General features: G+C 56.0%; 25 protein-coding genes. All 25 read right to left on the bottom strand.

The window, feature by feature from the left end; genetic code table 11:
• Positions 1-25: 25 nt before the first annotated feature.
• Positions 26-421 (bottom strand): F0F1 ATP synthase subunit epsilon, encoded by a 396-nt coding sequence (locus BN1190_RS13635; protein WP_040287545.1) that lies wholly within the window; start codon positions 419-421, stop codon positions 26-28.
• 24 nt (positions 422-445) lie between these two features.
• Positions 446-1,861, bottom strand: coding sequence for a F0F1 ATP synthase subunit beta (gene atpD / locus BN1190_RS13640; RefSeq protein WP_040287546.1), 1,416 nt, complete (start codon positions 1,859-1,861; stop codon positions 446-448).
• Positions 1,862-1,903: 42 nt separating this feature from the next.
• Entirely contained in the window at positions 1,904-2,761 is an 858-nt protein-coding gene (gene atpG, locus BN1190_RS13645; protein ID WP_040287547.1) for an ATP synthase F1 subunit gamma, read from the bottom strand.
• A gap of 50 nt (positions 2,762-2,811) precedes the next feature.
• Complete coding sequence (atpA, locus tag BN1190_RS13650) at positions 2,812-4,323, bottom strand: F0F1 ATP synthase subunit alpha (protein WP_040287548.1); 1,512 nt, start codon at positions 4,321-4,323, stop codon at positions 2,812-2,814.
• A 27-nt stretch (positions 4,324-4,350) separates the two neighbouring features.
• A complete protein-coding gene (locus tag BN1190_RS13655; protein ID WP_040287549.1) occupies positions 4,351-4,887 on the bottom strand; it encodes a F0F1 ATP synthase subunit delta in 537 nt (178 codons plus the stop codon).
• On the bottom strand, positions 4,884-5,435 hold the full coding sequence (gene atpF, locus BN1190_RS13660) for a F0F1 ATP synthase subunit B (RefSeq protein ID WP_082023423.1): 552 nt from the start codon (positions 5,433-5,435) through the stop codon (positions 4,884-4,886). Before atpF ends, BN1190_RS13655 begins: the two co-directional genes overlap by 4 nt.
• A gap of 241 nt (positions 5,436-5,676) precedes the next feature.
• Complete coding sequence (gene atpE, locus BN1190_RS13665; protein WP_040287550.1) at positions 5,677-5,901, bottom strand: F0F1 ATP synthase subunit C; 225 nt, start codon at positions 5,899-5,901, stop codon at positions 5,677-5,679.
• Positions 5,902-5,967: 66 nt separating this feature from the next.
• A complete protein-coding gene (gene atpB, locus BN1190_RS13670; RefSeq protein ID WP_040287551.1) occupies positions 5,968-6,678 on the bottom strand; it encodes a F0F1 ATP synthase subunit A in 711 nt (236 codons plus the stop codon).
• A gap of 29 nt (positions 6,679-6,707) precedes the next feature.
• Complete coding sequence (locus BN1190_RS13675) at positions 6,708-7,079, bottom strand: ATP synthase subunit I (RefSeq protein WP_040287552.1); 372 nt, start codon at positions 7,077-7,079, stop codon at positions 6,708-6,710.
• A gap of 627 nt (positions 7,080-7,706) precedes the next feature.
• A complete protein-coding gene (gene wecB, locus BN1190_RS13680; protein ID WP_040287767.1) occupies positions 7,707-8,807 on the bottom strand; it encodes a non-hydrolyzing UDP-N-acetylglucosamine 2-epimerase in 1,101 nt (366 codons plus the stop codon).
• 40 nt (positions 8,808-8,847) lie between these two features.
• The gene (gene upp, locus BN1190_RS13685) at positions 8,848-9,477 is read right to left on the bottom strand and encodes a uracil phosphoribosyltransferase (protein ID WP_040287553.1); all 630 of its coding nucleotides are present in this window, start codon (positions 9,475-9,477) and stop codon (positions 8,848-8,850) included.
• Positions 9,478-9,789: 312 nt separating this feature from the next.
• On the bottom strand, positions 9,790-11,043 hold the full coding sequence (glyA, locus tag BN1190_RS13690) for a serine hydroxymethyltransferase (protein ID WP_040287554.1): 1,254 nt from the start codon (positions 11,041-11,043) through the stop codon (positions 9,790-9,792).
• A 55-nt stretch (positions 11,044-11,098) separates the two neighbouring features.
• On the bottom strand, positions 11,099-11,644 hold the full coding sequence (locus BN1190_RS13695) for a TIGR01440 family protein (RefSeq protein ID WP_040287555.1): 546 nt from the start codon (positions 11,642-11,644) through the stop codon (positions 11,099-11,101).
• Between the two features lie 16 nt (positions 11,645-11,660).
• Positions 11,661-12,101 (bottom strand): ribose 5-phosphate isomerase B, encoded by a 441-nt coding sequence (gene rpiB, locus BN1190_RS13700; RefSeq protein ID WP_040287556.1) that lies wholly within the window; start codon positions 12,099-12,101, stop codon positions 11,661-11,663.
• Between the two features lie 118 nt (positions 12,102-12,219).
• Positions 12,220-13,512 (bottom strand): methyl-accepting chemotaxis protein, encoded by a 1,293-nt coding sequence (locus BN1190_RS13705; RefSeq protein WP_040287557.1) that lies wholly within the window; start codon positions 13,510-13,512, stop codon positions 12,220-12,222.
• The gene (locus BN1190_RS13710) at positions 13,512-13,952 is read right to left on the bottom strand and encodes a low molecular weight protein arginine phosphatase (RefSeq protein WP_040287558.1); all 441 of its coding nucleotides are present in this window, start codon (positions 13,950-13,952) and stop codon (positions 13,512-13,514) included. The genes BN1190_RS13705 and BN1190_RS13710 overlap by 1 nt, the downstream gene beginning before the upstream one ends.
• 55 nt (positions 13,953-14,007) lie before the next feature.
• The gene (locus BN1190_RS13715) at positions 14,008-14,508 is read right to left on the bottom strand and encodes a manganese efflux pump MntP family protein (RefSeq protein WP_052461893.1); all 501 of its coding nucleotides are present in this window, start codon (positions 14,506-14,508) and stop codon (positions 14,008-14,010) included.
• A 92-nt stretch (positions 14,509-14,600) separates the two neighbouring features.
• A complete protein-coding gene (locus BN1190_RS13720; RefSeq protein WP_040287559.1) occupies positions 14,601-15,629 on the bottom strand; it encodes an L-threonylcarbamoyladenylate synthase in 1,029 nt (342 codons plus the stop codon).
• Between the two features lie 56 nt (positions 15,630-15,685).
• On the bottom strand, positions 15,686-16,261 hold the full coding sequence (locus tag BN1190_RS13725) for a stage II sporulation protein R (protein WP_040287560.1): 576 nt from the start codon (positions 16,259-16,261) through the stop codon (positions 15,686-15,688).
• Between the two features lie 46 nt (positions 16,262-16,307).
• The gene (prmC, locus tag BN1190_RS13730; protein WP_082023426.1) at positions 16,308-17,159 is read right to left on the bottom strand and encodes a peptide chain release factor N(5)-glutamine methyltransferase; all 852 of its coding nucleotides are present in this window, start codon (positions 17,157-17,159) and stop codon (positions 16,308-16,310) included.
• Positions 17,152-18,228, bottom strand: a complete 1,077-nt coding sequence (prfA, locus tag BN1190_RS13735; protein ID WP_040287561.1) for a peptide chain release factor 1 — start codon at positions 18,226-18,228, stop codon at positions 17,152-17,154. Before prfA ends, prmC begins: the two co-directional genes overlap by 8 nt.
• A gap of 109 nt (positions 18,229-18,337) precedes the next feature.
• The gene (locus BN1190_RS13740; protein WP_040287562.1) at positions 18,338-18,940 is read right to left on the bottom strand and encodes a thymidine kinase; all 603 of its coding nucleotides are present in this window, start codon (positions 18,938-18,940) and stop codon (positions 18,338-18,340) included.
• Between the two features lie 104 nt (positions 18,941-19,044).
• The gene (rpmE, locus tag BN1190_RS13745; RefSeq protein ID WP_040287563.1) at positions 19,045-19,269 is read right to left on the bottom strand and encodes a 50S ribosomal protein L31; all 225 of its coding nucleotides are present in this window, start codon (positions 19,267-19,269) and stop codon (positions 19,045-19,047) included.
• A gap of 1,153 nt (positions 19,270-20,422) precedes the next feature.
• Positions 20,423-21,706 carry a transcription termination factor Rho gene (gene rho / locus BN1190_RS13750; RefSeq protein WP_040287564.1) on the bottom strand — a complete coding sequence of 428 codons (1,284 nt, stop codon included), beginning with the start codon at positions 21,704-21,706 and terminating at the stop codon, positions 20,423-20,425.
• 127 nt (positions 21,707-21,833) lie between these two features.
• Complete coding sequence (glpX, locus tag BN1190_RS13755; protein ID WP_040287565.1) at positions 21,834-22,799, bottom strand: class II fructose-bisphosphatase; 966 nt, start codon at positions 22,797-22,799, stop codon at positions 21,834-21,836.
• Positions 22,800-22,827 lie beyond the last annotated feature (28 nt).

Here is a 22,827-nt window from a genome sequence, read left to right on the forward strand (position 1 = left end):
TCTGCCCGATTCGGTGTGATCCGCCTTACATGCCGGAAACTTTGATGCGGTTGATGGCCCGGCGCAGACTGAGTTCCGCCTGCTTGGCTTCCAGTGCGTTCGTCTTCTGCTGAAGAGCGACTTCCGCCTTCTTGCGCGCCATTTCTGCACGCGCCAAGTCGATATGCGAAGCAAGCTCCGCACTCTGGGCAAGGACGGTCACGACGTCAGGACGGACTTCAAGGAAGCCTCCGTTGACTGCGACGTGATCGGTTTCATTGCCGTTCTTCAGACGCAGCGCGCCGATGTCGAGCGGTGCCACCATGGCGATGTGACCGGGCAGGACGCCCAGTTCGCCGGTTTCGGTGACCGCTATGACCATATCCGCTTCTGTTTCCATGACAGGGCCGTCGGGAGTGACGATATTGACTTTTATCTTCATGACTTTCCCTCCTGGTCCCTTATATTAGACTTCTACGCCCATTTCTTTCGCTTTCGCCACAACTTCCTCGATGCGTCCGACGAGACGGAATGCATCTTCCGGCAGGTGGTCATACTTGCCTTCGAGGATCGCTTTGAAGCCGGCTACTGTTTCAGAGACCGGTACATAGGATCCTTTCTGGCCTGTGAACTGCTCTGCCACGTGGAAGTTCTGGGACAGGAAGAACTGGATACGGCGCGCACGGTCCACGACCTGCTTGTCGTCTTCGCTCAGTTCGTCCATACCGAGGATGGCGATGATATCCTGCAGTTCACGGTAGCGCTGGAGCGTTTCCTGGACTTGCGTCGCCACTTCGTAGTGCTCTTTACCGACAACGTCCGAGCTTAGTGCGCGGGATGTCGACGCGAGCGGGTCAACGGCAGGGTAGATCCCCATCTCGGATAGTTTACGCTCCAGGTTCGTCGTCGCGTCAAGGTGGGCGAACGTCGTTGCCGGAGCCGGGTCCGTATAGTCATCGGCAGGGACGTAGATCGCCTGGATCGATGTGACGGATCCTTTGTTCGTGGAAGTGATCCGCTCCTGGAGCTGACCCATTTCCGTTGCAAGTGTCGGCTGGTATCCAACCGCGGACGGCATACGGCCGAGCAGCGCGGATACTTCGGAACCGGCCTGTGTGAAACGGTAGATATTATCGATGAAGAGCAGAACGTCAGCGCCCTGTTCGTCACGGAAGTATTCCGCCATTGTCAGACCCGTCAGTGCAACACGCATACGCGCACCAGGCGGCTCGTTCATCTGACCGAAGACCATCGCCGTTTTCTTGATAACGCCGGAATCCGTCATTTCGAAGTACAGGTCGTTCCCTTCACGTGTCCGCTCCCCAACACCTGCGAATACGGAGATACCGCCGTGTTCCTGTGCGATGTTGTTGATGAGTTCCTGGATCAGTACGGTCTTCCCTACACCCGCACCGCCGAAGAGGCCGATCTTACCGCCCTTGATATACGGAGCGAGCAGGTCAACGACTTTGATGCCTGTCTCGAGGATCTCGACTTTCGTCGAAAGGTTTTCGAATGTTGGTGCCTGGCGGTGGATCGGGTCGCGCTGTGTGTCCGCCGGAACGGGCTCGCGCAGATCGATCTCCTCACCCAGCACATTGAATACACGTCCGAGTGTCGCGTCTCCGACTGGAACTGAGATCGGCGCACCCATATCGGTGACTTCCTCGCCGCGTCTCAGACCGTCTGTGGAGGACATCGCAATCGTACGTACGGAATCGTCCCCAAGGTGAAGCGCCACTTCCAGCGTCAGCGTTTCCGCTTCAGCACCCGGGCGATTGATCTGGACTTTCAGTGAGTTATAGATCGCAGGCAGCTGACCGTCCGCGAAACGGACGTCAACGACCGGACCCATAACCTGAAGAACTTGTCCTTTGCTCATGCTATTCCCTCCTGTCGTACTGGTACGTTCTGGTAATCGCTGTTATTCGAGCGCGGCGACGCCTGCGACGATCTCCGTGATTTCCTGGGTGATCGCTGCCTGACGGGCACGGTTGAATACGAGCGTCAAATCATCTATCAAGTCTGTTGCATTATCGGTTGCAGTCTTCATCGCTGTCATACTGGAAGCATGTTCGCTCGCTTTACCGTCGAGGACCGCTCCGTAGATGAGGCTCTCCGCATATTGCGGCAAAAGGGATTCGAGGATGACTTCCGCAGAAGGCTCGAATTCATAAGAGGAGCTCACGCCGGATGTTTCCAGGTCGGTAAGCGGAAGCAATTTCCGTTCCGTCGGTTCGTTGGAGATGGCGGAGACGAAATGATTGTAGTATAAGTACAATTCATCGTAATTGCCTTCCGTGAACATGCCAACAGCTTTATTCGCGATGTCTTTTATCTCTTCGAACGAAGGGTGATCGGAGACGCCGACAAGGCTCTCCTCCACCTCGAAACCGAGCCGTTCAAAGAACTCGGTCCCTTTGCTCCCGATGACGAACAGGGACACTTCGTCTTTCGACGCGTGACGCTGTTCGATGGCGCGTTTCGCTTTCCGCAGGATGTGGGAGTTGTATCCTCCGACGAGTCCGCGGTCGGACGTCACGATGATGTAGCCCGTCTTTTTGACAGGACGGGTCACGAGCATCGGGTGGCTGGATCCCTGCGTCGCGGATGCGATGGAGCCGACCACTTCTTCGATCTTGTCCATGTAGGGGACGAACTGCTTGGCGTTCGCTTCTGCACGGCTCAGCTTGGAAGCGGACACCATCTGCATCGCTTTCGTGATCTGCCGTGTATTCTTCGTCGATTTAATACGCTGTTCCACCTCGCGTAATGAGGCCATTGGCTATTCACCACCTTTTTTTAGTCCGTTGTCCGTATTGCAGCCGAGTCTTACGATTCAGAAACCGCAAAGTTCTTCTTGAACTCATTGATGGCTGCTGCAAATTCGTCGTCTGCAGGAAGCCCTTTCGTTGTACGGATGGTTTCCAAAATGTTCGTGTGGTTGCTTTCAAGCCACATATCGATTTCGCTTTCGAAGCGCTGGATGTCCTTGACCGGGATATCGTCGAGGAATCCGCGGGTCAGTGCGTACAGGATGACGACCTGATACTCGACTTTGAGCGGCTTATGCAGGTCCTGCTTCAGTACTTCGACCGTCCGGTATCCGCGCTGGAGTTTCGCAGCCGTTGCCGGATCGAGGTCCGAACCGAATGCGGAGAACGCTTCGAGTTCACGGAATGCAGCGAGGTCAAGACGCAGGGTACCCGCGACTTTCTTCATCGCTTTGATCTGCGCGGATCCGCCGACACGGGATACGGAGAGTCCGGCGTTGATCGCCGGGCGCACGCCCGAGAAGAACAGGTCGGACTGCAGGAAGATCTGGCCGTCCGTGATCGAGATGACGTTCGTCGGGATGTACGCGGAGATATCGCCCGCCTGCGTTTCGACGAATGGCAGTGCCGTGATGGAACCGCCGCCGAGGGAGTCGTTCAGTTTCGCCGCACGCTCAAGAAGGCGTGAGTGCAAGTAGAAGACGTCACCCGGGTATGCTTCACGGCCCGGAGGACGGCGGAGGAGCAGGGAAAGTTCACGGTAGGCCGCAGCCTGTTTCGACAGGTCATCGTACACGATCAGGACGTGCTTGCCCTGGAACATGAACTCTTCACCCATCGTGATTCCTGCGTATGGTGCCAGGTACAATAATGGAGCCGGCTGTGATGCCGATGCCGTGACGACGATCGTGTAGTCGAGTGCGCCGTGTTCACGGAGCGTTTCAACAACCGAGCGGACGGTCGATTCCTTTTGTCCGATCGCTACATAGATACAGATCATGTCCTGATCTGCCTGGTTCAGGATCGTATCGATCGCGACGGTCGTCTTACCCGTCTGACGGTCTCCGATGATCAGCTCACGCTGGCCGCGGCCGATCGGAACGAGTGCGTCGATCGCTTTGATACCTGTCTGAAGCGGTTCGTCGACCGATTTACGGGCCATGACGCCTTGCGCCGGGCTTTCGATCGGACGTGTTTTCGTTGTCTGGATCGGGCCGAGCCCGTCCACCGGCTGTCCGAGTGAATTGACGACGCGTCCGACCAATTCCTCTCCGACCGGTACTTCCATGATACGGCCTGTACGACGTACTTCATCGCCTTCTTTGATGTCTGTGTATGGTCCGAGGATTACGATACCTACGTTGTTCGCTTCCAAGTTCTGTGCCATACCCAGCACACCAGTGGAGAACTCAAGGAGTTCACCGGCCATGACATTGTCGAGACCATGAGCACGGGCGATACCGTCACCGACTGTAAGTACGGTACCGACTTCGCTAACTTCCATCTCAGACTGATAGCCCTCGATCTGCTGCTTGATCAGTGTGCTGATTTCTTCAGCTTTGATGCCCATGTATGTCACCCCTCATTTTTCAAAATTTTAGCCGATCAACGTACGCTGCAGTGAAGCCAGTTTAGTACTGAGACTGCTGTCGAAGATTCGGTTGCCGATCTGAAGGCGGATGCCGCCGATCAGGGACGGATCGATAATCGTTGTAAGATGAAGCGACTGTTTGCCGACTCGTGCGGCGAACGCGCTGGAAATTCGGGTTTGTTCCTGCTCTGTCAGTTCACGGGTTGCATAGACGGTCGCTTCGGCGATGCCGGCTGCGTCGTTTGCAAGTTCGTTGAATTCTTCCAGGACACTTGGCAGTTCTTCCATACGGTCTGCGTCCAGCATGACGTTCAGCGCATTCAGCAGGAGCTGGTGCGCACCCGGCATGACGGAAGCGATCAGTGAATGTTTCTTTTCAAGCGATACTTGCGGCAGGCTCATGAGTTCCATGAAGCCGCGGCCGGTTTCGAGCGCCTTCTGCAATTCACGGACGTCTGTATGGACTTCTTTGAGAGCGCCCTGCGCCATCGCTGCTTTGAACAGCCCGGCAGCATAGCGTTCCGAGACGATTGATCGGCTCATCGGCCTTCCCCTGCCTTCACAATCGTTTCTTCGATCAGCTCGCGGTTATCCTCCTCGGACACTTCTTTGCCGAGTACTTTGGACGCGGCCATGATCGAGAGAGAGACGAACTCTTCGCGGACAGCGGCGATCGCTTTCTCTTTCTCCGTAGCGATTTCACGTGCAGCGTTCTCTTTCATGCGGCTCACTTCAGCGCGTGCCGTCTGGACGAGGTCTTCGCGTGTCGCTTCGCCCTGCTTCTTCGCGTTTTCGATGATCGATTGTGCGTCTGTATGTGCTTCTTTCAAAAGAGCGCGCTGCTCTTCGAGTACGTTCTGTGATTCGGCACGGCTCTTTTCAGCCGCTTCGATTTCGTTGGCAATCAGCTCAGCACGCTGATTCATGATGCCCATCAGCGGACCCCATGCGAATTTCTTCAAGAGAAGCATGAGGATCGTGAAGAAGATGACAGTGGCAATGATGTCCCCAAGATTCAGCCGGTCGTTCAGGCTGGCCAGGAACCCTGCATCAGGATTCGATGACAAAAGGACGAAGGTATCCAAAAACACGATTGTTTCACTCCCTTCAGAAACTTACGTTTGCAAGTCAAACGGTTTGGTGCAGCGGCATGCCGCCTGTTACATAAATGAATGGCGCAAGATCGTACTGTTCCCGCTCTCCGCCATTGTTTCGTTTTGTTATAAAGTGGTTACATACCAAAGGGGAGTCAGACAGGCTGTCGGGACCGCCGCACAAGGCAGCCCCGGCCCTATCCCGTTACGGTACATAACTTGTAAGTTAAGGTACAGATTATTTGTTCATGACGATGAACGCGATAACTGTAGCGATGATCGGCAATGCCTCGACCAACGCGACACCGATGAACATTGTTGTCTGAAGGACACCGCGTGCTTCCGGCTGGCGGGCGATCCCTTCAACTGTACGTGAGACGATCAAACCGTTACCGATACCAGCGCCGAGTGCGCCAAGACCAACTGCGATAGCTGCTGCTAATAGACCAAGTGAACCTGTCATAGTGTTATTTCCTCCTAGTATTGTTTGGTTTGGTGGTGCGTGTTCACCCGAAGACGGGCTTTATGTTTAGTGGTCTGCAGACACTTTGTGTGACATGTAAACCATCGTCAACATAACGAAGATGAATGCCTGGATCGCCCCGATGAACACCGAGAATCCCTGCCAGGCGAGTGCAGGTATGATGGCTCCGAGGAAGCCGCCGATACTGCCGGCTGCGAGTGTTGCAAGCAGGCCGATCAGAATCTCCCCTGCAAAGATGTTACCGTAAAGACGCAGACCGAGTGTCAGCGTATTTGCAAATTCCTCGATGACTTTCAGCGGTGCCAGGAACGGCATCGGCTGGATGTAGGTCTTGAAATACCCTTTGACCCCAAGCATCTTCACCCCGTAATAGTGCGTCAGGATGACGACCGTCGCGGCGAGTGTCATCGTGATGACCGGATCGGCTGTCGGTGATTTCCACCACAGGTAGCCATCCCAATGGATTGAGAACGGCAGACCAAGCATGTTGGCTACAAACACGAACATGATCAGCGTGATGCCGAGTACGTGGAAACGGCCCCCTGTTTTCCAGTCCATGTTGTTCTTGATAATCCCTTTGACGAAGTCCATGATCCATTCCATGAAGTTCTGCATGCCGGTCGGTTTCATCTGCAGCTTCCTTGTGGAAAGCACGGCAATGATGAAGACGATGAGGCATGTGACGAAGAGCATCATGATGTTGGCTGGGTTGAAAGTGATAAAGAATAAGTCCCAACTCGGATTTTTGTGTTCCACGTTTCGTTCACCTCCCTTTTGTGATCAGTTTAGGAATGATGTTTCACATGGTAGACGATCCTATCGATGAGCAATAGGGCGTAGGGAATCATCAGACCGGCCACTGTACTGATCAGATTGAAGTATTCTGGCATCGACATCGCGATGGCGGCCGCAGCAATCCCTGCGGCGAAACGCAGTCCTGTGCCAAGCGAAGCCTTTTTGCCCTGGTCCAGTTTCTTATCGAATTGTTCCATTCTCCGGATCAGGATCCAGAAGTTGTACAATCCGAAGACAAGTCCGAGCAGGAGCCCTGCGAAAATGGTCTTGGCTTCCGTAAATGCCCAGCCTAAAATGAGCAATGCGAGCAAAAAAAATAGAGCCCTCTTTTGCCTTGTAAAGATTTCCTGCATTGTCTGCATGGTAGGTGAGTCTCCTATTACGATAAGTTTAGTTAAGGACCGGACCGTGCCTGAGGTCTGTGAGACGTGCGGCGGACGGATGGGTTCGCCGGACAGATGCGTTCCGGTTCTGCCGGTTTTTTGCAGCCGTCAATACTTCCTAATCAGCGGCTGCGGACGATTCCGCGGCTTGAAGGAGGTGACTGACATGCCGGCTGCTTGGCGTTCACCAGGACACGTTGTCCAACCTGCACATTGCCCGGTTCCGGGTGTGCGGCAGGCTGCGAGCGGATGATAGAACTTAGCCGAAAATCAGGCGGAAAATGCTGATTTATCTATGTATAAACCCTATCATTGTTACCCTCTGTTAGCATACAATAGGGGTATTTTGCTGTCAATTGATTCCCGTGAAAATCTTCACATAGTTGGTGAGCTGTCAAGGAATCGTCACATTTTAATGTTTAAATTGTTCAAAGTCGAGAAATAGGGGATTCCCTTAGGGATTCAGGAAGGTGTGATGAAGGTGAATTGCGGTGCTGACGGATAAATTCCGCTTTGTTCCGGGGTCGTTGTTTGGAAAATCGTCTTCCTCGCGGCAAGGAGGAAACGATGAAAATGGAAAAGCAGAGGCTTGCGGGCCTCTGCTTTTTAACGTTGGTTATTCAGGTAGTTGAGCAGCGCTTCGACGATTCGCTGCGAAGCTTTGCCATCACCATACGGGTTGGACGCTTTCGCCATGGCTTCGTAGGCGGCCTGGTCGGACAGCAGCTCGTCGGCCAGACGGAAGATGGTGTCTTCGTCGGTGCCGGCGAGTTTGAGTGTGCCAGCGTCGATGCCTTCCGGGCGCTCGGTCGTGTCGCGGAGTACGATGACCGGTTTTGCGAGAGACGGTGCTTCTTCCTGGATGCCGCCCGAGTCGGTCAGGATGATGTGCGAACGGGCCGCGAAGTTGTGGAAGTCGACCACTTCGAGCGGTTCGATCAGATGGATACGGTCATTGTTGCCGAGCAGTTCATCTGCGACTTCGCGGACGGCCGGGTTCATATGGACAGGATAGATGACCTGGATGTCATCGTGCTTGTCCAGCAGCCGGTTGATAGCCCGGAACATGTTGCGCATCGGTTCTCCGAGGTTTTCCCGGCGGTGCGCTGTCAGCAGGACGAGACGGTCGTCACCGAGTTTTTCGAAGATCGGGTGCGTGTACGTTTCGTCGACAGTCGTCTGCAGCGCATCGATCGCCGTATTGCCGGTGATGAAGATGCGGTCCTGCGGCTTCCCTTCATCCAGCAGGTTCTGTGCGGATTTCTCGGTCGGCGAGAAATGCAGGTCGGCGAGGACGCCTGTCAGCTGGCGGTTCATCTCCTCCGGGTACGGGGAGTATTTGTCCCATGTGCGCAGGCCCGCTTCGACGTGGCCGATTGCGATCTGGTTATAGAAGGCGGCCAGGCTGCCGACGAATGTCGTCGACGTGTCACCGTGGACGAGCACGATATCCGGTTCCGCTTCCTTCATGATACCGTCGAGCCCTTCCAGTCCGCGTGTTGCGACATCGATCAGAGTCTGCCGGCTTTTCATGATGTTCAGGTCGTAATCGGGCGTGATGCCGAAGGTGGTGAGCACTTGGTCGAGCATTTCACGGTGCTGCGCAGTGACGGTCACGATCGATTCGATGTCATCCCCGTGTTTTTGCAGTTCAAGAACGAGCGGAGCCATCTTGATGGCTTCCGGCCGCGTCCCGAAGATCGTCATTACTTTCCATTTGCGTTTCACAGTAGTCACGCCTTCCCCATTATTTCGTTCCGAATAAGCGGTCGCCGGCGTCGCCGAGACCTGGGACGATGTAGCCGTGGTCATTCAGTTTTTCATCGAGTGCCGCGATATAGACGTCGACATCCGGATGTGCTTCCGTGAACACTTTCACGCCTTCCGGAGCAGCGACGAGGCACATGAATTTGATGTGTTTCGCACCGCGCTTTTTGAGCGAGTTGATGGCTTCGACGGCGGTACCGCCGGTCGCGAGCATCGGATCGACGACGATGAATTCCCGTTCCGAGACGTCCGATGGCAGTTTGACGAAGTATTCGTGCGGTTCCAGCGTGTCCGGGTCGCGGAACAGGCCGACGTGGCCGACGCGGGCAGCCGGGATGAGTTTCAGCATCCCGTCGACCATGCCGATACCGGCGCGGAGGATCGGAACGATGCCGAGTTTCTTCCCTGCCAGCACTTGGGATTTCGCCTGGCTGACAGGTGTCTGGACGTCCACTTCCTGCAGCGGGAGGTCGCGTGTGATTTCGTATGCCATCAGCGTGGCGACTTCGTCCACGAGTTCGCGGAATTCCTTCGTGCCTGTGCTGGCGTCCCGGATGAATGTCAGTTTGTGCTGGATGAGCGGGTGATCGAATACGTGTACTTTTGCCATTGAGATCGCTCCTTTAACTTTGTCCCACTTAGTATAACAGAATGGCGGCGCATTAGGTTGCATGGACGGAAGTTTGGAATTCGCGGAAGATTGGCACGGTACGAGCGCCGTGGGGCGGAGGGCGTATCGGACAAATCGTGCGTGGTATCGGACGTTTGGGCGGCATTATCGGACACTTGGCGCGATGTATCGGACATTTGAGCCGGGGTATCGGACACTTCGCGGAATTCATCGGCATCCGGGCACAACTCCACACGTCCCGGAACGCACAAAACCCGCCATCCGGATCGGATGGCGGGTTTTGCCGATCGATCACGCGTAGAGTGCGTGACTGTCGGTGAGTGCTTTGACGCGCTGTTTCGCTTCTTCTTTCACCGTATCGTCCTCGTGGTTCTTGAGGAGTTTCGCGATGATGGCGCCGACTTCTTTCATGTCGTCTTCCTTGAAGCCGCGGGAGGTGACGGCCGGTGTGCCGATGCGGATGCCGGATGTGACGAACGGGCCTTCCTTATCGAACGGTACGGTATTTTTGTTGACCGTGATGCCGCATTCGTCGAGGACGTGCTCGGCGACTTTACCCGTCAGGCCGAGGCTTGTCAGGTTGAGCAGCACTAGGTGGTTGTCCGTGCCGCCGGAGACGATGTCGATGCCTTCTGCAACGAGCGTTTCGCCGAGTGCAACCGCGTTCTTCTTCACTTGCTGGGCGTACGTCTTGAATTCCGGCTGGAGCGCCTCTCCGAACGCAACCGCTTTCGCTGCGATGACATGCATGAGCGGACCGCCCTGGATACCCGGGAAGACCGTCTTGTCGATCTTCTTGCCGTATTCCTCTGCGAATTCCTCGCCGATGAGGATGATGCCGCCGCGCGGGCCGCGCAGTGTCTTGTGCGTTGTCGACGTCACGAAATGCGCGTGAGGCACCGGGCTCGGATGCTCCCCTGCTGCGACGAGTCCTGCGATATGTGCCATATCGACCATCAGGAAGGCGCCGACTTCATCCGCGATTTCACGGAACTTCGCAAAATCGATTTCACGCGGATAGGCACTTGCCCCCGCGACAATCATCTTCGGCTTATTCTCGAGCGCTTTCTGGCGGACGTCTTCGTAATCGATACGCTCGTCCCCTTCGCTCACGCCGTATTCGACGAAGTTGTACAGTTTCCCGGAAAAGTTCACCGGGCTGCCGTGCGTCAGGTGGCCGCCGTGGGACAGGTTCATGCCGAGGACGGTATCGCCGGGTTTCAGGACGGTGAAGTAGACTGCCATGTTGGCCTGTGCGCCGGAGTGTGCCTGGACGTTCGCATAGGCCGCACCGAACAGTTCCTTGACCCGGTCGCGTGCGATGTTCTCGACGACATCGACGTGCTCGCAGCCGCCGTAGTAGCGCTTGCCCGGATAGCCTTCTGCGTATTTGTTCGTCAAGTAGGACCCTTGTGCTTCCATGACCGCTTCCGAGACGAAGTTTTCAGAAGCAATCAGTTCGATGTTTGCGTTCTGGCGGTTCTTTTCAGCCATGATCGCTTCAAATACTGCACTGTCTTCACGTTTCACATTGCTCAAATCCATGATCATTTCCCCTTTAGCGTCTTTTTGGCCGTGCAGTCCGGGAACGGGTCCCGGTTTATTCGTACTGCGCGCGGGCGCCGCCGATCAGTTTCGGACGGGTCGTGGCGCAGGTGACGACAGCTTCACCGATCTGTTTGACGGATGTGCGGATCGGCACCGCGACAGGCTTCAGCTGCATGCCGATCAGCGTCTGGCCGATGTCGATGCCGGCATGTGCCCGCACCGACTCGACGACGACCGCATCATCCAGGTGTTCATAGGCATAGGCGGACATCGAGCCGCCTGCGGTCGTGACCGGCACGACGGACACGCGGTCATAGCCGTGCTGTGCCGCAGCCCTGCGCTCGATCGTGACCGCGCGGTTGATGTGCTCGCAGCCCTGGAAGGCCAGATGCACCTTGTGCGTCTCCGCGAATTGGGCGAGCGGGCCGTACAGCGCTTCCGCCACTTCGAGTGCACCTGCCGTTCCGATCCGTTTGCCTGCGACTTCCGACGTGGAGCAGCCGATCACGAAGAACGTGCCTGCTTCAGGCGGCGCCTGCTCGGCGAATTCCGTGAGCACCTGCTCGATCTGCAGTCTCCATAAAATGCTGGTATCCATGCTGCTCCCCCGCTTCCTAGTTGTTTTCGAGTTCCATGAGTTTTTCGATGCGGCGCTCGTGCCGTCCGCCTTCGAACGGTGTGTCGAGCCATGTCTGGACGATTTCACGGGCCAGTCCAGGGCCGATGACCCGTTCGCCCATTGCGAGTACGTTCGTATCATTATGTCCGCGGGTCGCTTTTGCGCTGAAGACATCGTGGCAGAGCGCACAGCGGATCCCGTTCGTCTTATTGGCGGCGATCGACATGCCGATGCCCGTGCCGCAGATCAGGATGCCGCGGTCGAACTTGCCGGACGCGACGCCTGCCGTCACTTCTTTTGCATAATCAGGATAGTCGACGGAAGCATCGGAGTCAGGTCCGAAGTCGGTGACGTCGATGTCCAGTTCAGTCAATAGGTTTTTGATTTCGCGGCGAAGGTTATTGCCGCCGTGATCGGATGATATCGCGAGTTTCACGTGCGTCCCTCTTTTCTTAATATACTTACAATGATTCTATCACTCTTCTGCGTAAAAACACAGTGGGAACTGCGCAGCCGCCCCTATGAAAAAAACCGGCACTCGGCCGGCTTTCAGGTCAGTTGGATGTATCGAATCGGCGGATGACCGCATACAGCGCTTCGGACTGATCTTTCAGATCGCTTGCGAGATTGCTTGTCTGCTCGATGGAATGCGCCTGCTCCTCGGTCGCCGCCTGGACTTCTTCCGCTCCGGCGGATGTCTCTTCCGCAATCGCTGCGACTTCCTGGGACTGATGCGCTGTCTTTTCGATCTGTGTCAATTGGTGTTCGACGAGTTCCGTGATGCCTGTGATCGAACCGGCCATCGTATTGATGGTCGATGCCATCACGGTGATACTATTGTTCGTTTCATCAGCCCGGTCCGCTTCCTGACCGGCTGTTTTCACCTGCATCTCGATCTCCCTGACGACTTTCGTGACATCGGACTGGATCGTGCTGACGAGGCCGCCGATCATCTGGACCGATTTCGCGCTTTCATCCGCCAGCACGCGCACTTCCTCTGCGACGACAGCGAACCCTTTGCCATGCTCCCCTGCACGGGCAGCTTCGATCGACGCGTTGAGTGCCAGGAGATTCGTCTGATTAGCGATGCCGCCGACCAGTTCCACGATTTCCCCGATCTTCTGTGCGTTGCGGTCGAGGTCCCGGATGGTCGAGAGCGAGGCTTCGCTTTGTGTGGACATGTCCCGTATGCCGACGACAAGCGCCCGGTAGGCATCTGTCGTCTTCTTCAATTCGTCCAGCATCTCCTCCGACTGCCTGGACGATTCCTCCGCACGGCTGCTGACGTCTGCCGCGATCGAGCGGACATCTTCCATCGCCTCCGCAGTCTCCTGGACGGACACGGCTGTCGCTTCTGCACCGGAGGAAATCTCCGCGATTGTCGACGCGATGGCATCCGCCTGACTTGCAGCGGACCCTGTTTCGGTATGCAGGACGCCGACAGAACGTGATGTCCTTTCGAAATTCTCTTCGATCTGCCCGACAATGCCGCGCAGGTTCAGGACGACCTGCTGGAACGCTTCCGCAACAGAGCGGATTTCATCCGACGAATCCGGCAGTTCGATATCCGTGCCGATTCTGCCGTCCGCCACCCGGATCGCTTCCCGTTCGAGTTTCTGGAGCGGTTTGGTCAGGATGTTGCTGAACAATGCAGCGAGGATCGCCGACCAGATGATCCCGAGACCGTATGTCATGATACCGAACCAGAGCGGGTTGAAGCCCGGAAAGAAGCGCGGCTGCAGGAAATTGATGAACAGCGCGCTGAACGAATACGTGACGACCGCCAATATTGTTACGAACACAACCAGTTTCCATTTCAACCCGAATTTCCTCTTTGTCTCTGCCATTATTGTTCCCCCAGTAGTCTGCTTGCGAGCAGATCGATCTGTTCCGCCAATTCGCCGAATGTTGATTCGTACAAAGAGAAGCTGCCGCCGAACGGGTCCTGGACATCGTGGTCCGCCTGCCCCGTATACTCCTTCAGCGTGAATACCTTGGCCGCATGGTCTGCATATGACCGGCGCAGCGTCTCCCGATGACCCGCTGTCATCGTCAGTATCAGATCCGCCCATTCGGCATCCGCCCTGGAGAACTGCCTGGATACGGGCGTGTACGGAAACCCATTATTTTCCATTATATCCTTCGAATGATCGGAAATAGGCATTCCGTCTGCTGCATAGATGCCTGCGGACCGGACTGCGACACCCGGCAGTTCCTTCGATCTCAGAAGCCCTTCGGCAAGCGGACTTCTGCATGTATTTCCTGTGCAGATAAAACAAATATTCATTATTATCACCTAACAACCATCATACCTGATTCTCCAAGATACGGAAACTGTTTTATTATGAAATCCAAGCCAATATTCCCATCACGATCAGGATCACCCCTGCTAAACGTCTCAGAAACGCACGCATGCCCAGTGTCATTGCCATATTCGTCCGCAAGGCGAACCAGGAGAGCACCAATGAAAAGAATCCGGTCGCGCTCACGAACAGCGTTTTGTTCAGCTGCTGCAATCCGAATGACATGCTGATCGACAGGCCATCCAGGCTGACCGCGACAGCCAGCAGCAGCGGACCCGCAAGTTTCTGCGATGCCGTGTCCTCCTCCTGCAGAAGCATATGTACACCGATCAATACGAGCAGCACGCTTGAAAGGATACCGCTCCAATCCGAGAGCAGATGCGCCGACCACTCGCCCATCAGAAATCCCGCAAGCGGGAACAGGACATTCAGCAGGCCGGTCCATAAGGCGATGAGCCACTTGCGTCTCCGTACATGCAGCAGTGTGTAGATGACGAGGATGTCGATCGTGGTCACCGCTGCCGCAATGAGTTCAACCAATATAAGAACCTCCCCGCATGTTGCGCCAGTAAATCGTATGCGGCGCGCGGGGAGGCCATTCATGAATACTATCCAATTGCCGCTGAAACAGATTACGGATCGAGCCGTTTGCCGTCCGCCGCTTTCCTGAGCCGGTTCATGACGGCGAGGCCCATCCCTTCGGCCGGTGTCTCGACGGCGAGGATGACGGATGCATCCGTGTCATCGCAAGTCCGCAGCGCATCGTAGAGACGGGCTGCGAGTTCGCGCGGATCGCCGTACGGTCCGGTTGCAAAATACCAGTCCGCTGTATCCGTCCTGAGCTCGTCCGGTCCGATGACGGCGACTTTTCCGCCTTCCGATCGGAATGAACCGATGGCTGCTTCGATTTTGCCGGAATCAGGTTTGATAAGCCAGACCGGTGCGTCAGGTGAGTAATGCAAATACTTCATGCCCGGCGCGCGCGGCGCTTCCGCTTCGGCTGCTGACGTTTCGGAACGGACGGGACCGATGACCGATTCGATCATTTCAGCTGTCACACCGCCCGGACGCAGGATTGCTGGCGGCACCGATGTCATGTCGATGACGGTCGATTCGACACCGACGCCTGTCGCCCCGCCATCCAGGATGAACGGGATCTTTCCGTGCATATCCCGAAGGACGTGCTCCGCTTTCGTCGGGCTCGGCTTGCCGCTCCGGTTTGCACTCGGTGCGGCGAGCGGCCCCCCGAGCAGCCGGAGCAGTTTCAGCGCGACAGGATGATCGGGCATGCGAAGGCCGACCGTGCCGATGCCTGCTGTTACGCTTTTTGCGATGACCCCCGGCTTTTCCCGGAAGATCAGCGTCAGCGGACCCGGCCAGAATGCATCCATGAGCCGGACTGCCGCTTCCGGGATTTCGTCGGCATAGTGCCCGGCTTCTTCTTTGGTTCCGATATGCACGATCAGTGGATTGTCGGAGGGGCGGCCTTTCGCTTCAAAGATCTTCTGCGCCGCTTCCGGATCTGTCGCAAGCGCCCCAAGTCCGTACACCGTTTCGGTCGGAAAGGCAGCGAGCTCCCCTTTTTTCAAACAATCCACAACTTGTTGATATCTTTCATCGTTATCCACAGTGTTATCCACTTTCACAAGTCGAGTGTGCATCATTTCATCTCCTTCATACCGCTTTCCACTAAGTTATCCGCAACAAAAAGTGGATATTACGCTTTGAACAAGGAAGTTATCCACTCCCAGACAAAGAATTTTACAGGTTCCTCATCTTCTTCTTCATAGCACACTTTCGGAAAAATTGAACACCACCAGTTTGATCCGCGGCCGCTTCCGATCGTCAGGATATACGCATCATACGTATCCTGCGGCGTAATCCAGAGGCCGGCCCGTTTCGCCGGAAACAGCGCCTGGCTGCGTTCCAGCGCAACGGGCATGTCCGGGGCAATCGTTTCTGCAGCTGCGAGCATGTCCGCTTCGATCCCTTTCAGGGCCGCATCGATTTCAGGCTGTGTCGATGTATTCGCGAGCACAGCTGTGATCATCGGCTCGATCTCCTGCTGAATACGGACTTTCACCGCCTGGTCGGATGCCGAATCGGAGTGTGCGAGAATGCGGTAGCGGACCGGTTCTTCGTTTTCGTGTGTCTGGAAGAGTGAGAGAACCGCCTGCAGCATCACCATGATGAGCAGGAATTCGGCGAATACTATCAGTTTTCTCTTCCATGTATGTCTTGTATCATTGCCAATCGTCTCTGTTTGTGTGAACTGTGGATAATCTTGCAGCATGTCATCCCCTCCTGACCTCATTGTGCACAGGATATCCGGGGATTATTCACACTATCTCACAAAATATCATTCTGTCTTTCCCGTTGATGTCTTTTACGATGTCGACCTGTGCAGCCGGGAAGGCTTCCTGGAACAGATCCCGCACGGCTGTCCCCTGCAGGTGACCGATCTCGAGACCGATCAATGCTTTTGAACCGAGAACGGCCGGCAGTGTACGGGCGAGCTCCCTGTAGAGTGCAAGTCCGCCCTCTTCGGCGAACAGGGCGCTGTGCGGTTCGAAACCGGTGACGGTCCGCGACATGACGGCGGCATCCGTTTCGCTGATATACGGCGGGTTGGACAAAATGACGTCCCATGTCTCACCCGCGAGTGGTTCGGCGAGGTTTCCGAGCCGAACATCGATGGAGGCCCCATTCTTTTCCGCATTCTGCATGGCGATCCGCAGAGCAGGACTGCTGATATCGGTCGCCGTGACGGCTGCCTGCGGATGCTCGAGCTTGAATGTGACGGCGATCGCGCCGCTGCCCGTCCCGATATCCGCGGCTTTGACTGGCACATCGCCGAACAGTTTCGTTGTGCGCTGCAGGGCGTTCAGGACGAGTTCCTCCGTTTCCGGACGCGGAATCAGTACATCTTCCGAGACGATGAACGGCCGTCCGTAGAACCATTCTTCGCCGATGATATGCTGGATCGGCCTGCCTGTCAGCAGGTCGGCGCTTGCGTTCCGGAACTGCTGCGCCTGCGGTTCGGTCAGCGGTTCACGCAGGTCGGCGAGCAGGGATGCACGGGATTTCTGTGTAATGTGCTCAAGCAGGAGATACGCCGCATTCGTATCCAGCTGCTGCCTGTCGAGATCTTCCTGCAGCCCGCGGAGCGCCTGCTGGATCGTCTCAGTCATTGGATTCCAGATGTTCGAGGCGCCGCGCCTGATCTTCGAGTGTCAGCGCTTCAATCACTTCGTCCATCTTACCTTCGATCACCTGGTCGAGTTTCTGGATCGTCAGCCCGATGCGGTGATCAGTCACCCGGTTCTGCGGGAAGTTGTACGTGCGGATCCGTTCCGAGCGGTCACCGGTGCCGACAGCGGATTTCCGTTTTTCATCGTATTCGGCCTGCGCTTCCGATTGGAATTTGTCATAGACGCGGGCACGCAGTACTTTCATTGCCTTCTCCTTGTTCTTGATCTGCGATTTTTCGTCCTGGCAGGAGACCGTGATGCCGGTCGGCAGGTGTGTCAGCCGGACGGCGGACATCGTCGTGTTGACGGACTGGCCGCCGGGACCGGATGAGGCGAATGTGTCAGTCCGGATGTCTTTGTCATGCAGGTCGATTTCGACTTCTTCCGCTTCCGGCAGCACAGCGACGGTTGCAGTGGATGTGTGGATGCGGCCCCCCGATTCCGTCTCCGGCACCCGCTGTACACGGTGTGCGCCGTTTTCGAATTTCAGCTTGGAGTAGGCGCCGTTTCCGCTGACCATGAAGATGATCTCCTTGAAGCCGCCGAGCTCGGTCGGCGCGGCCTCCATGACATCGATCTTCCAATGGTTGAGTTCGGCGTACCGGCTGTACATGCGGTACAGCTTCGCCGCGAACAAGGCCGCTTCGTCGCCGCCAGCAGCGCCGCGGATTTCCATGATGACGTTCTTGCTGTCATTCGGGTCTTTCGGCACGAGCAACAATTTCATGCGGGCTTCGAGTGAATCGATTGTTTCGGAAAGCTCGCCGAGTTCCGCTTTGATGAGGTCTTCCATCTCTTCATCATCCGCGTCCTCGAGCATCTCTTTCGCGTCCGCCGCCGCCGCTATCGCTTTTTTGTAGGCGCGGTATGCTTCGACGGTTTCCTGGATGTCGGACTGCTCTTTCGAATAGGTGCGCAGTTTGTCCAGATCGCTGACGACGTCGGGGTCGCTCAGCAGTTCGTTCAGTTTTTCATAACGGTCTTCGACAGCTTGCAGCCGGTCATACATGGCAGTCACCTCGGATTTGTTTTGGTTGATTTGATAGGGGTACGGGAGTCCGCGTTCTTGTATGTGAACAAAGAGACAGGCTGCCGGGCAGTCTGTCTCTGGCGGTTCGTTATTCTGCATGGGTGCGGATGGAGATGCCTTTCGGTACGTCATGATGCATGCGGCACCGCGGTTCATATGCTTCGGATGCCCCGACGAGGATGATCGGATCATCGTAGCCCGCGGGCTTTCCGTTGATGAGCCGCTGGGTGCGGCTGGACGGTGACCCGCAGACAGTGCAGACCGCCTGGAGCTTGGTCACCATTTCCGCGACCGCCATGATGCGCGGCATCGGCCCGAACGGTTCTCCGCGGAAATCCTGATCGAGACCCGCGACGATGACCCGGAAGCCGCGGTCGGCGAGTTCCATGACGATATCGGTGAGACCGTCATCGAAAAACTGGGCTTCATCGATGGCGACGACGTCGAAGTCGTCTGTCACTTCCGCCGGAATGTCAGAAGCGCACGAGACGGGCACGGCAAGGACGGTAGTGCCGTTATGGCTGACGACCGCTTCGTCACTGTAGCGGTTATCGAGGGCCGGCTTGAAGACGGCGATTTTCTGTTTAGCAAACTGGGCGCGGCGGATCCGGCGGATGAGTTCTTCGGATTTCCCGGAGAACATACTGCCGCAGATGACTTCGACCCAGCCCCCTTGCATGGTAACGTACATGAGGAATCCCCTTTCGTGAGCGGAACAGATGGCAGGTGAAATGCTGCGGAAAATAAAAGTCCCGCCCGGCGTCTTGCACCGGACGGGAACTGCAGAAGCCGTTCTTACTTGTCTTCTTCGCGGTTTTCTTCTTTGAGGCCATACTTTTTGTTGAAGCGGTCGACACGGCCGTCCGCTGCAGCAAATTTCTGACGTCCAGTGTAGAATGGGTGACATTCAGAACAAACTTCCACTTTAATGTCTTCTTTGACAGAACCTGTTTCGAATGTGTTGCCACATGAACAAGTAACAGTTGCTAGTTTGTAATTCGGGTGAATTCCTGCTTTCATCGGTCTCTCTCCTTTCGCCCTGGACCATCTGGAACAGAGTTGTATTTCTGGTCGGCCTGCGCCTTCCCAGTAAAAGACTGATGCCTTACACGGCCCGTATATGTCAGCCGTATATGCAGATATGGTGTGAACCATATGAGTTAATCTTACCAAAACCGGACGGGCTGTGCAAGATTTTTGTTTGGCTTTTTCTTGGACGATTAGGAGGCGGCGGACATGATTTCCATGCTGCCACCGGGGCTGCGCTGCATGCGGGCAGTCTACTGTGTAAATTAATCATGAAAACGGGGTTCCGCTCATAAACCGTGAAAAGTGATCATAAACCTGAGATTTTGATCATAGTCCTGGGAAAGTGATCATAAAACCAAGGTTCCGCTCATAAACCATGCGGAAGCGATCATAACTTCACAAATGCCGCCCTGGACGCGGCCGATCTGCAGCTTCTCTCTGATGCTGTGCCGCGCAGGAAACCTGCAAGTCAAGGGCTGGTTTGTCTGCTCCGCCTGCGCTTCGCTTTTTTCGTGGTACCGTCACAGCGAAAGAGACCTGCTGAGAGCAAAGTGATCATAAACCCGGGTTTTTGCTCATAAAATCGAGAAAGTGATCATAAAACATGGAAAGTGATCATAAACTCAGGATTCTGCTCATAAAACCGGGAAAGTGATCATAAACTATGGATTCTGCTCATAAACCCCGGCGAAGCGCTCATAACTTCACAAACGCTGCACTGCCGGCGGTTCAGTGCCTGTCCTGCATTATGAAAAGCAGGCAGCCGGGTTTGGCTGCCTGCTTTTTTGTTAGTTATTGGATGACCGAGTCCCTCGGGTTCGTTTCGATCATTCCGTAAAGGCAAAAAGCGCCTTTTCGGGATGGCCTCCAACGCCCGTCGGGACTGGCGAGCCGCCTGCGCTTTTAGATTATCCAGCTCCGGCGGCTAGTCCCTCGGGGTCGTTTCGGACTGCCCATTAAGGCAAAGGACGCCTTTTTGGACAGTCCTCCAACGCCCGTCGGGACTGGCGAGCCGCCTGCGCTTTTAGATTATCCAGCTCCAGCGGCCAGCCTCTCGGGTCGTTTCGGCCAAGCAGGAAAGGCAAAGTGCGCCTTTTCTGCTTGGCCTCCAACGCCTGTCGAGGCTAAACGGCCGCTTCCGCTTTTATATTAGCCCTTTGCCGTTTCTCTGGGTTTTCATGTCTTCGTTGAGTTTGTCGAAGAATTCGGCGTTGGTTTTGGTGTGGCGCAGTTTTTTCAGGAAGCGCTCGGCGAAGTCGGGGGCGTCCGAGAAGGTTTTGCGGATGGCCCATAGTTTGTCGAGCTGTTCTTTCGGGACGAGCAGTTCCTCTTTCCGCGTGCCGGAGCGGCGGATGTCGATAGCCGGGAAGATCCGTCGTTCGGCGAGCGCCCGGTCGAGATGCAGCTCCATGTTGCCGGTGCCTTTGAATTCTTCGTAGATGACTTCGTCCATGCGGGATCCGGTGTCGACGAGGGCCGTCGCAAGGATTGTGAGGCTGCCGCCTTCTTCCAGGTTGCGGGCCGCGCCGAAGAACCGTTTCGGCCGGTGAAAGGCAGCCGGGTCGATACCGCCTGACAGTGTGCGGCCGCTCGGCGGAATGATCAAGTTATAGGCACGCGCAAGACGTGTGATCGAATCCATCAGGATGACGACGTCGCGTTTGTGCTCGACGAGACGCATGGCGCGCTCGAGGACGAGTTCCGCCACTTTGACGTGGTTTTCCGGCACTTCATCGAATGTCGAGCTGACAACATCCGCCTGGACGGAGCGTTCGATGTCGGTCACTTCTTCCGGACGTTCGTCGATGAGCAGCACGATGAGTTCGGCTTCCGGGTGGTTCGTCGTGATGGCGTTCGCGATTTCTTTCAGCAGCATCGTCTTCCCCGCTTTCGGCGGTGCGACGATCAGTCCCCGCTGGCCGAAACCGACCGGCGATACAAGATCCATGATGCGGGTCGACAGGTTGCGCGGCTCCGTCTCGAGCTTGATGTGCCGGGTCGGATAGAGCGGTGTCAGTGCCGGGAAGTGGACGCGTTCACGCGCGACTTCCGGGTTCTGTCCATTGACGGCTTCGACCTGCAGGAGGCCGTAGTAGCGCTCGTTCTCTTTCGGCGGACGGACTTTCCCTGTCACTTTGTCCCCGTTCCGCAAGTCAAACCGGCGGATCTGGGACGCAGAGATGTAGATATCTTCGGAACTGGAGGAGTAGTTGATCGGCCGAAGGAATCCATAGCCTTCCGACTGGATGATCTCCAGCACCCCTTCCATGAAGAAGAAGCCTTCCTGCTCGGCGCGCGATTTCAATATGGAAAAGATGAGTTCCTTCTTCGTCAGTTTGCTGTAATAGCTGATTTTGAATTCTTTTGCGAGCGCATAGAGTTCTTTGAGTGTCATGTTCTCCAGATCAGCGAGGGTAATCATTGTCATTATCGGCACCACTCTTTTAGGTATAGTCTGCTATCAGGGTGAAAATCGGTTGGGGATGTTCAGAATGAGCGTACGAAGTACAGAAGAATCGCCCGGTTTTCACACCGGGCAATTTTTATGAGGCCGTTCAGTCTTTCATCACAAGGTGAGGTTTCTTGTCCATGCTGTGGCGCCCTTCCACGAAGCGGATGGTCCCCGACTTCGAGCGCATGACGAGGGAATGCGTCTTGGAATGGCCGCCTGTGAACTGCACACCGCGCAGGAGTTCGCCGTCTGTCACGCCTGTTGCGGCGAAGATGGCGTCGTCTCCCTTCACCAGGTCATCCATATACAGGACTTTGTCCACGTCGATGCCCATTTTTTCGCAGCGTTCCCGTTCCGCGTCGTTCATGGGGATGAGTCTACCCTGGATCTCCCCGCCGAGGCACTTGAGGCCGACAGCGGCGATGACGCCTTCCGGTGCGCCGCCGAGGCCGAACAGGATATCGACGCCTGTCCCTTCGAATGCCGTGTTGATGGCTGCGGCGACATCACCGTCGTTGATGAGTTTGATGCGCGCGCCGGCTTCCCTGATCTCGTCGATGATCTTCTGATGGCGTTCACGGTTCAGGACGGTTGCCGTCACTTCGTTGAGCTGTTTGTTTTTCGCTTTTGCGACGGCTTTCAGGTTGTCCGTCACGGAGGCGTTAATGTCGATCTTGCCGACCGCTTCCGGGCCGACCGCAATTTTATCCATATACATATCCGGGGCATTCAGGAGGTTTCCTTTGTCCGCGATTGCGAGGACGGCGAGTGCATTCCAGCCGCCGGATGCGACGATGTTGGTCCCTTCGAGCGGATCGACAGCGACGTCCACTGCAGGACCGGAGCCTGTTCCCAGCTCCTCCCCGATATAGAGCATCGGAGCTTCGTCCATCTCACCTTCGCCGATGACGACAACGCCCTGCATCGGGATCGTATCGAATACGGTCCGCATGGCTGTCGTGGCCGCGTCGTCCGCCTCGTTCTTCAGACCGCGTCCCATCCAGTGCGATGCGGCTACGGCCGCGGCTTCTGTCACACGTACAAGTTCCATCGATAAACTGCGTTCCATCTCTTGAATTCCTCCCGTTTTCTGCTGC

It is taken from the genome of Sporosarcina koreensis, from assembly GCF_000826145.2.
Classification (GTDB): Bacteria; Bacillota; Bacilli; order Bacillales_A; family Planococcaceae; genus Sporosarcina; species Sporosarcina trichiuri.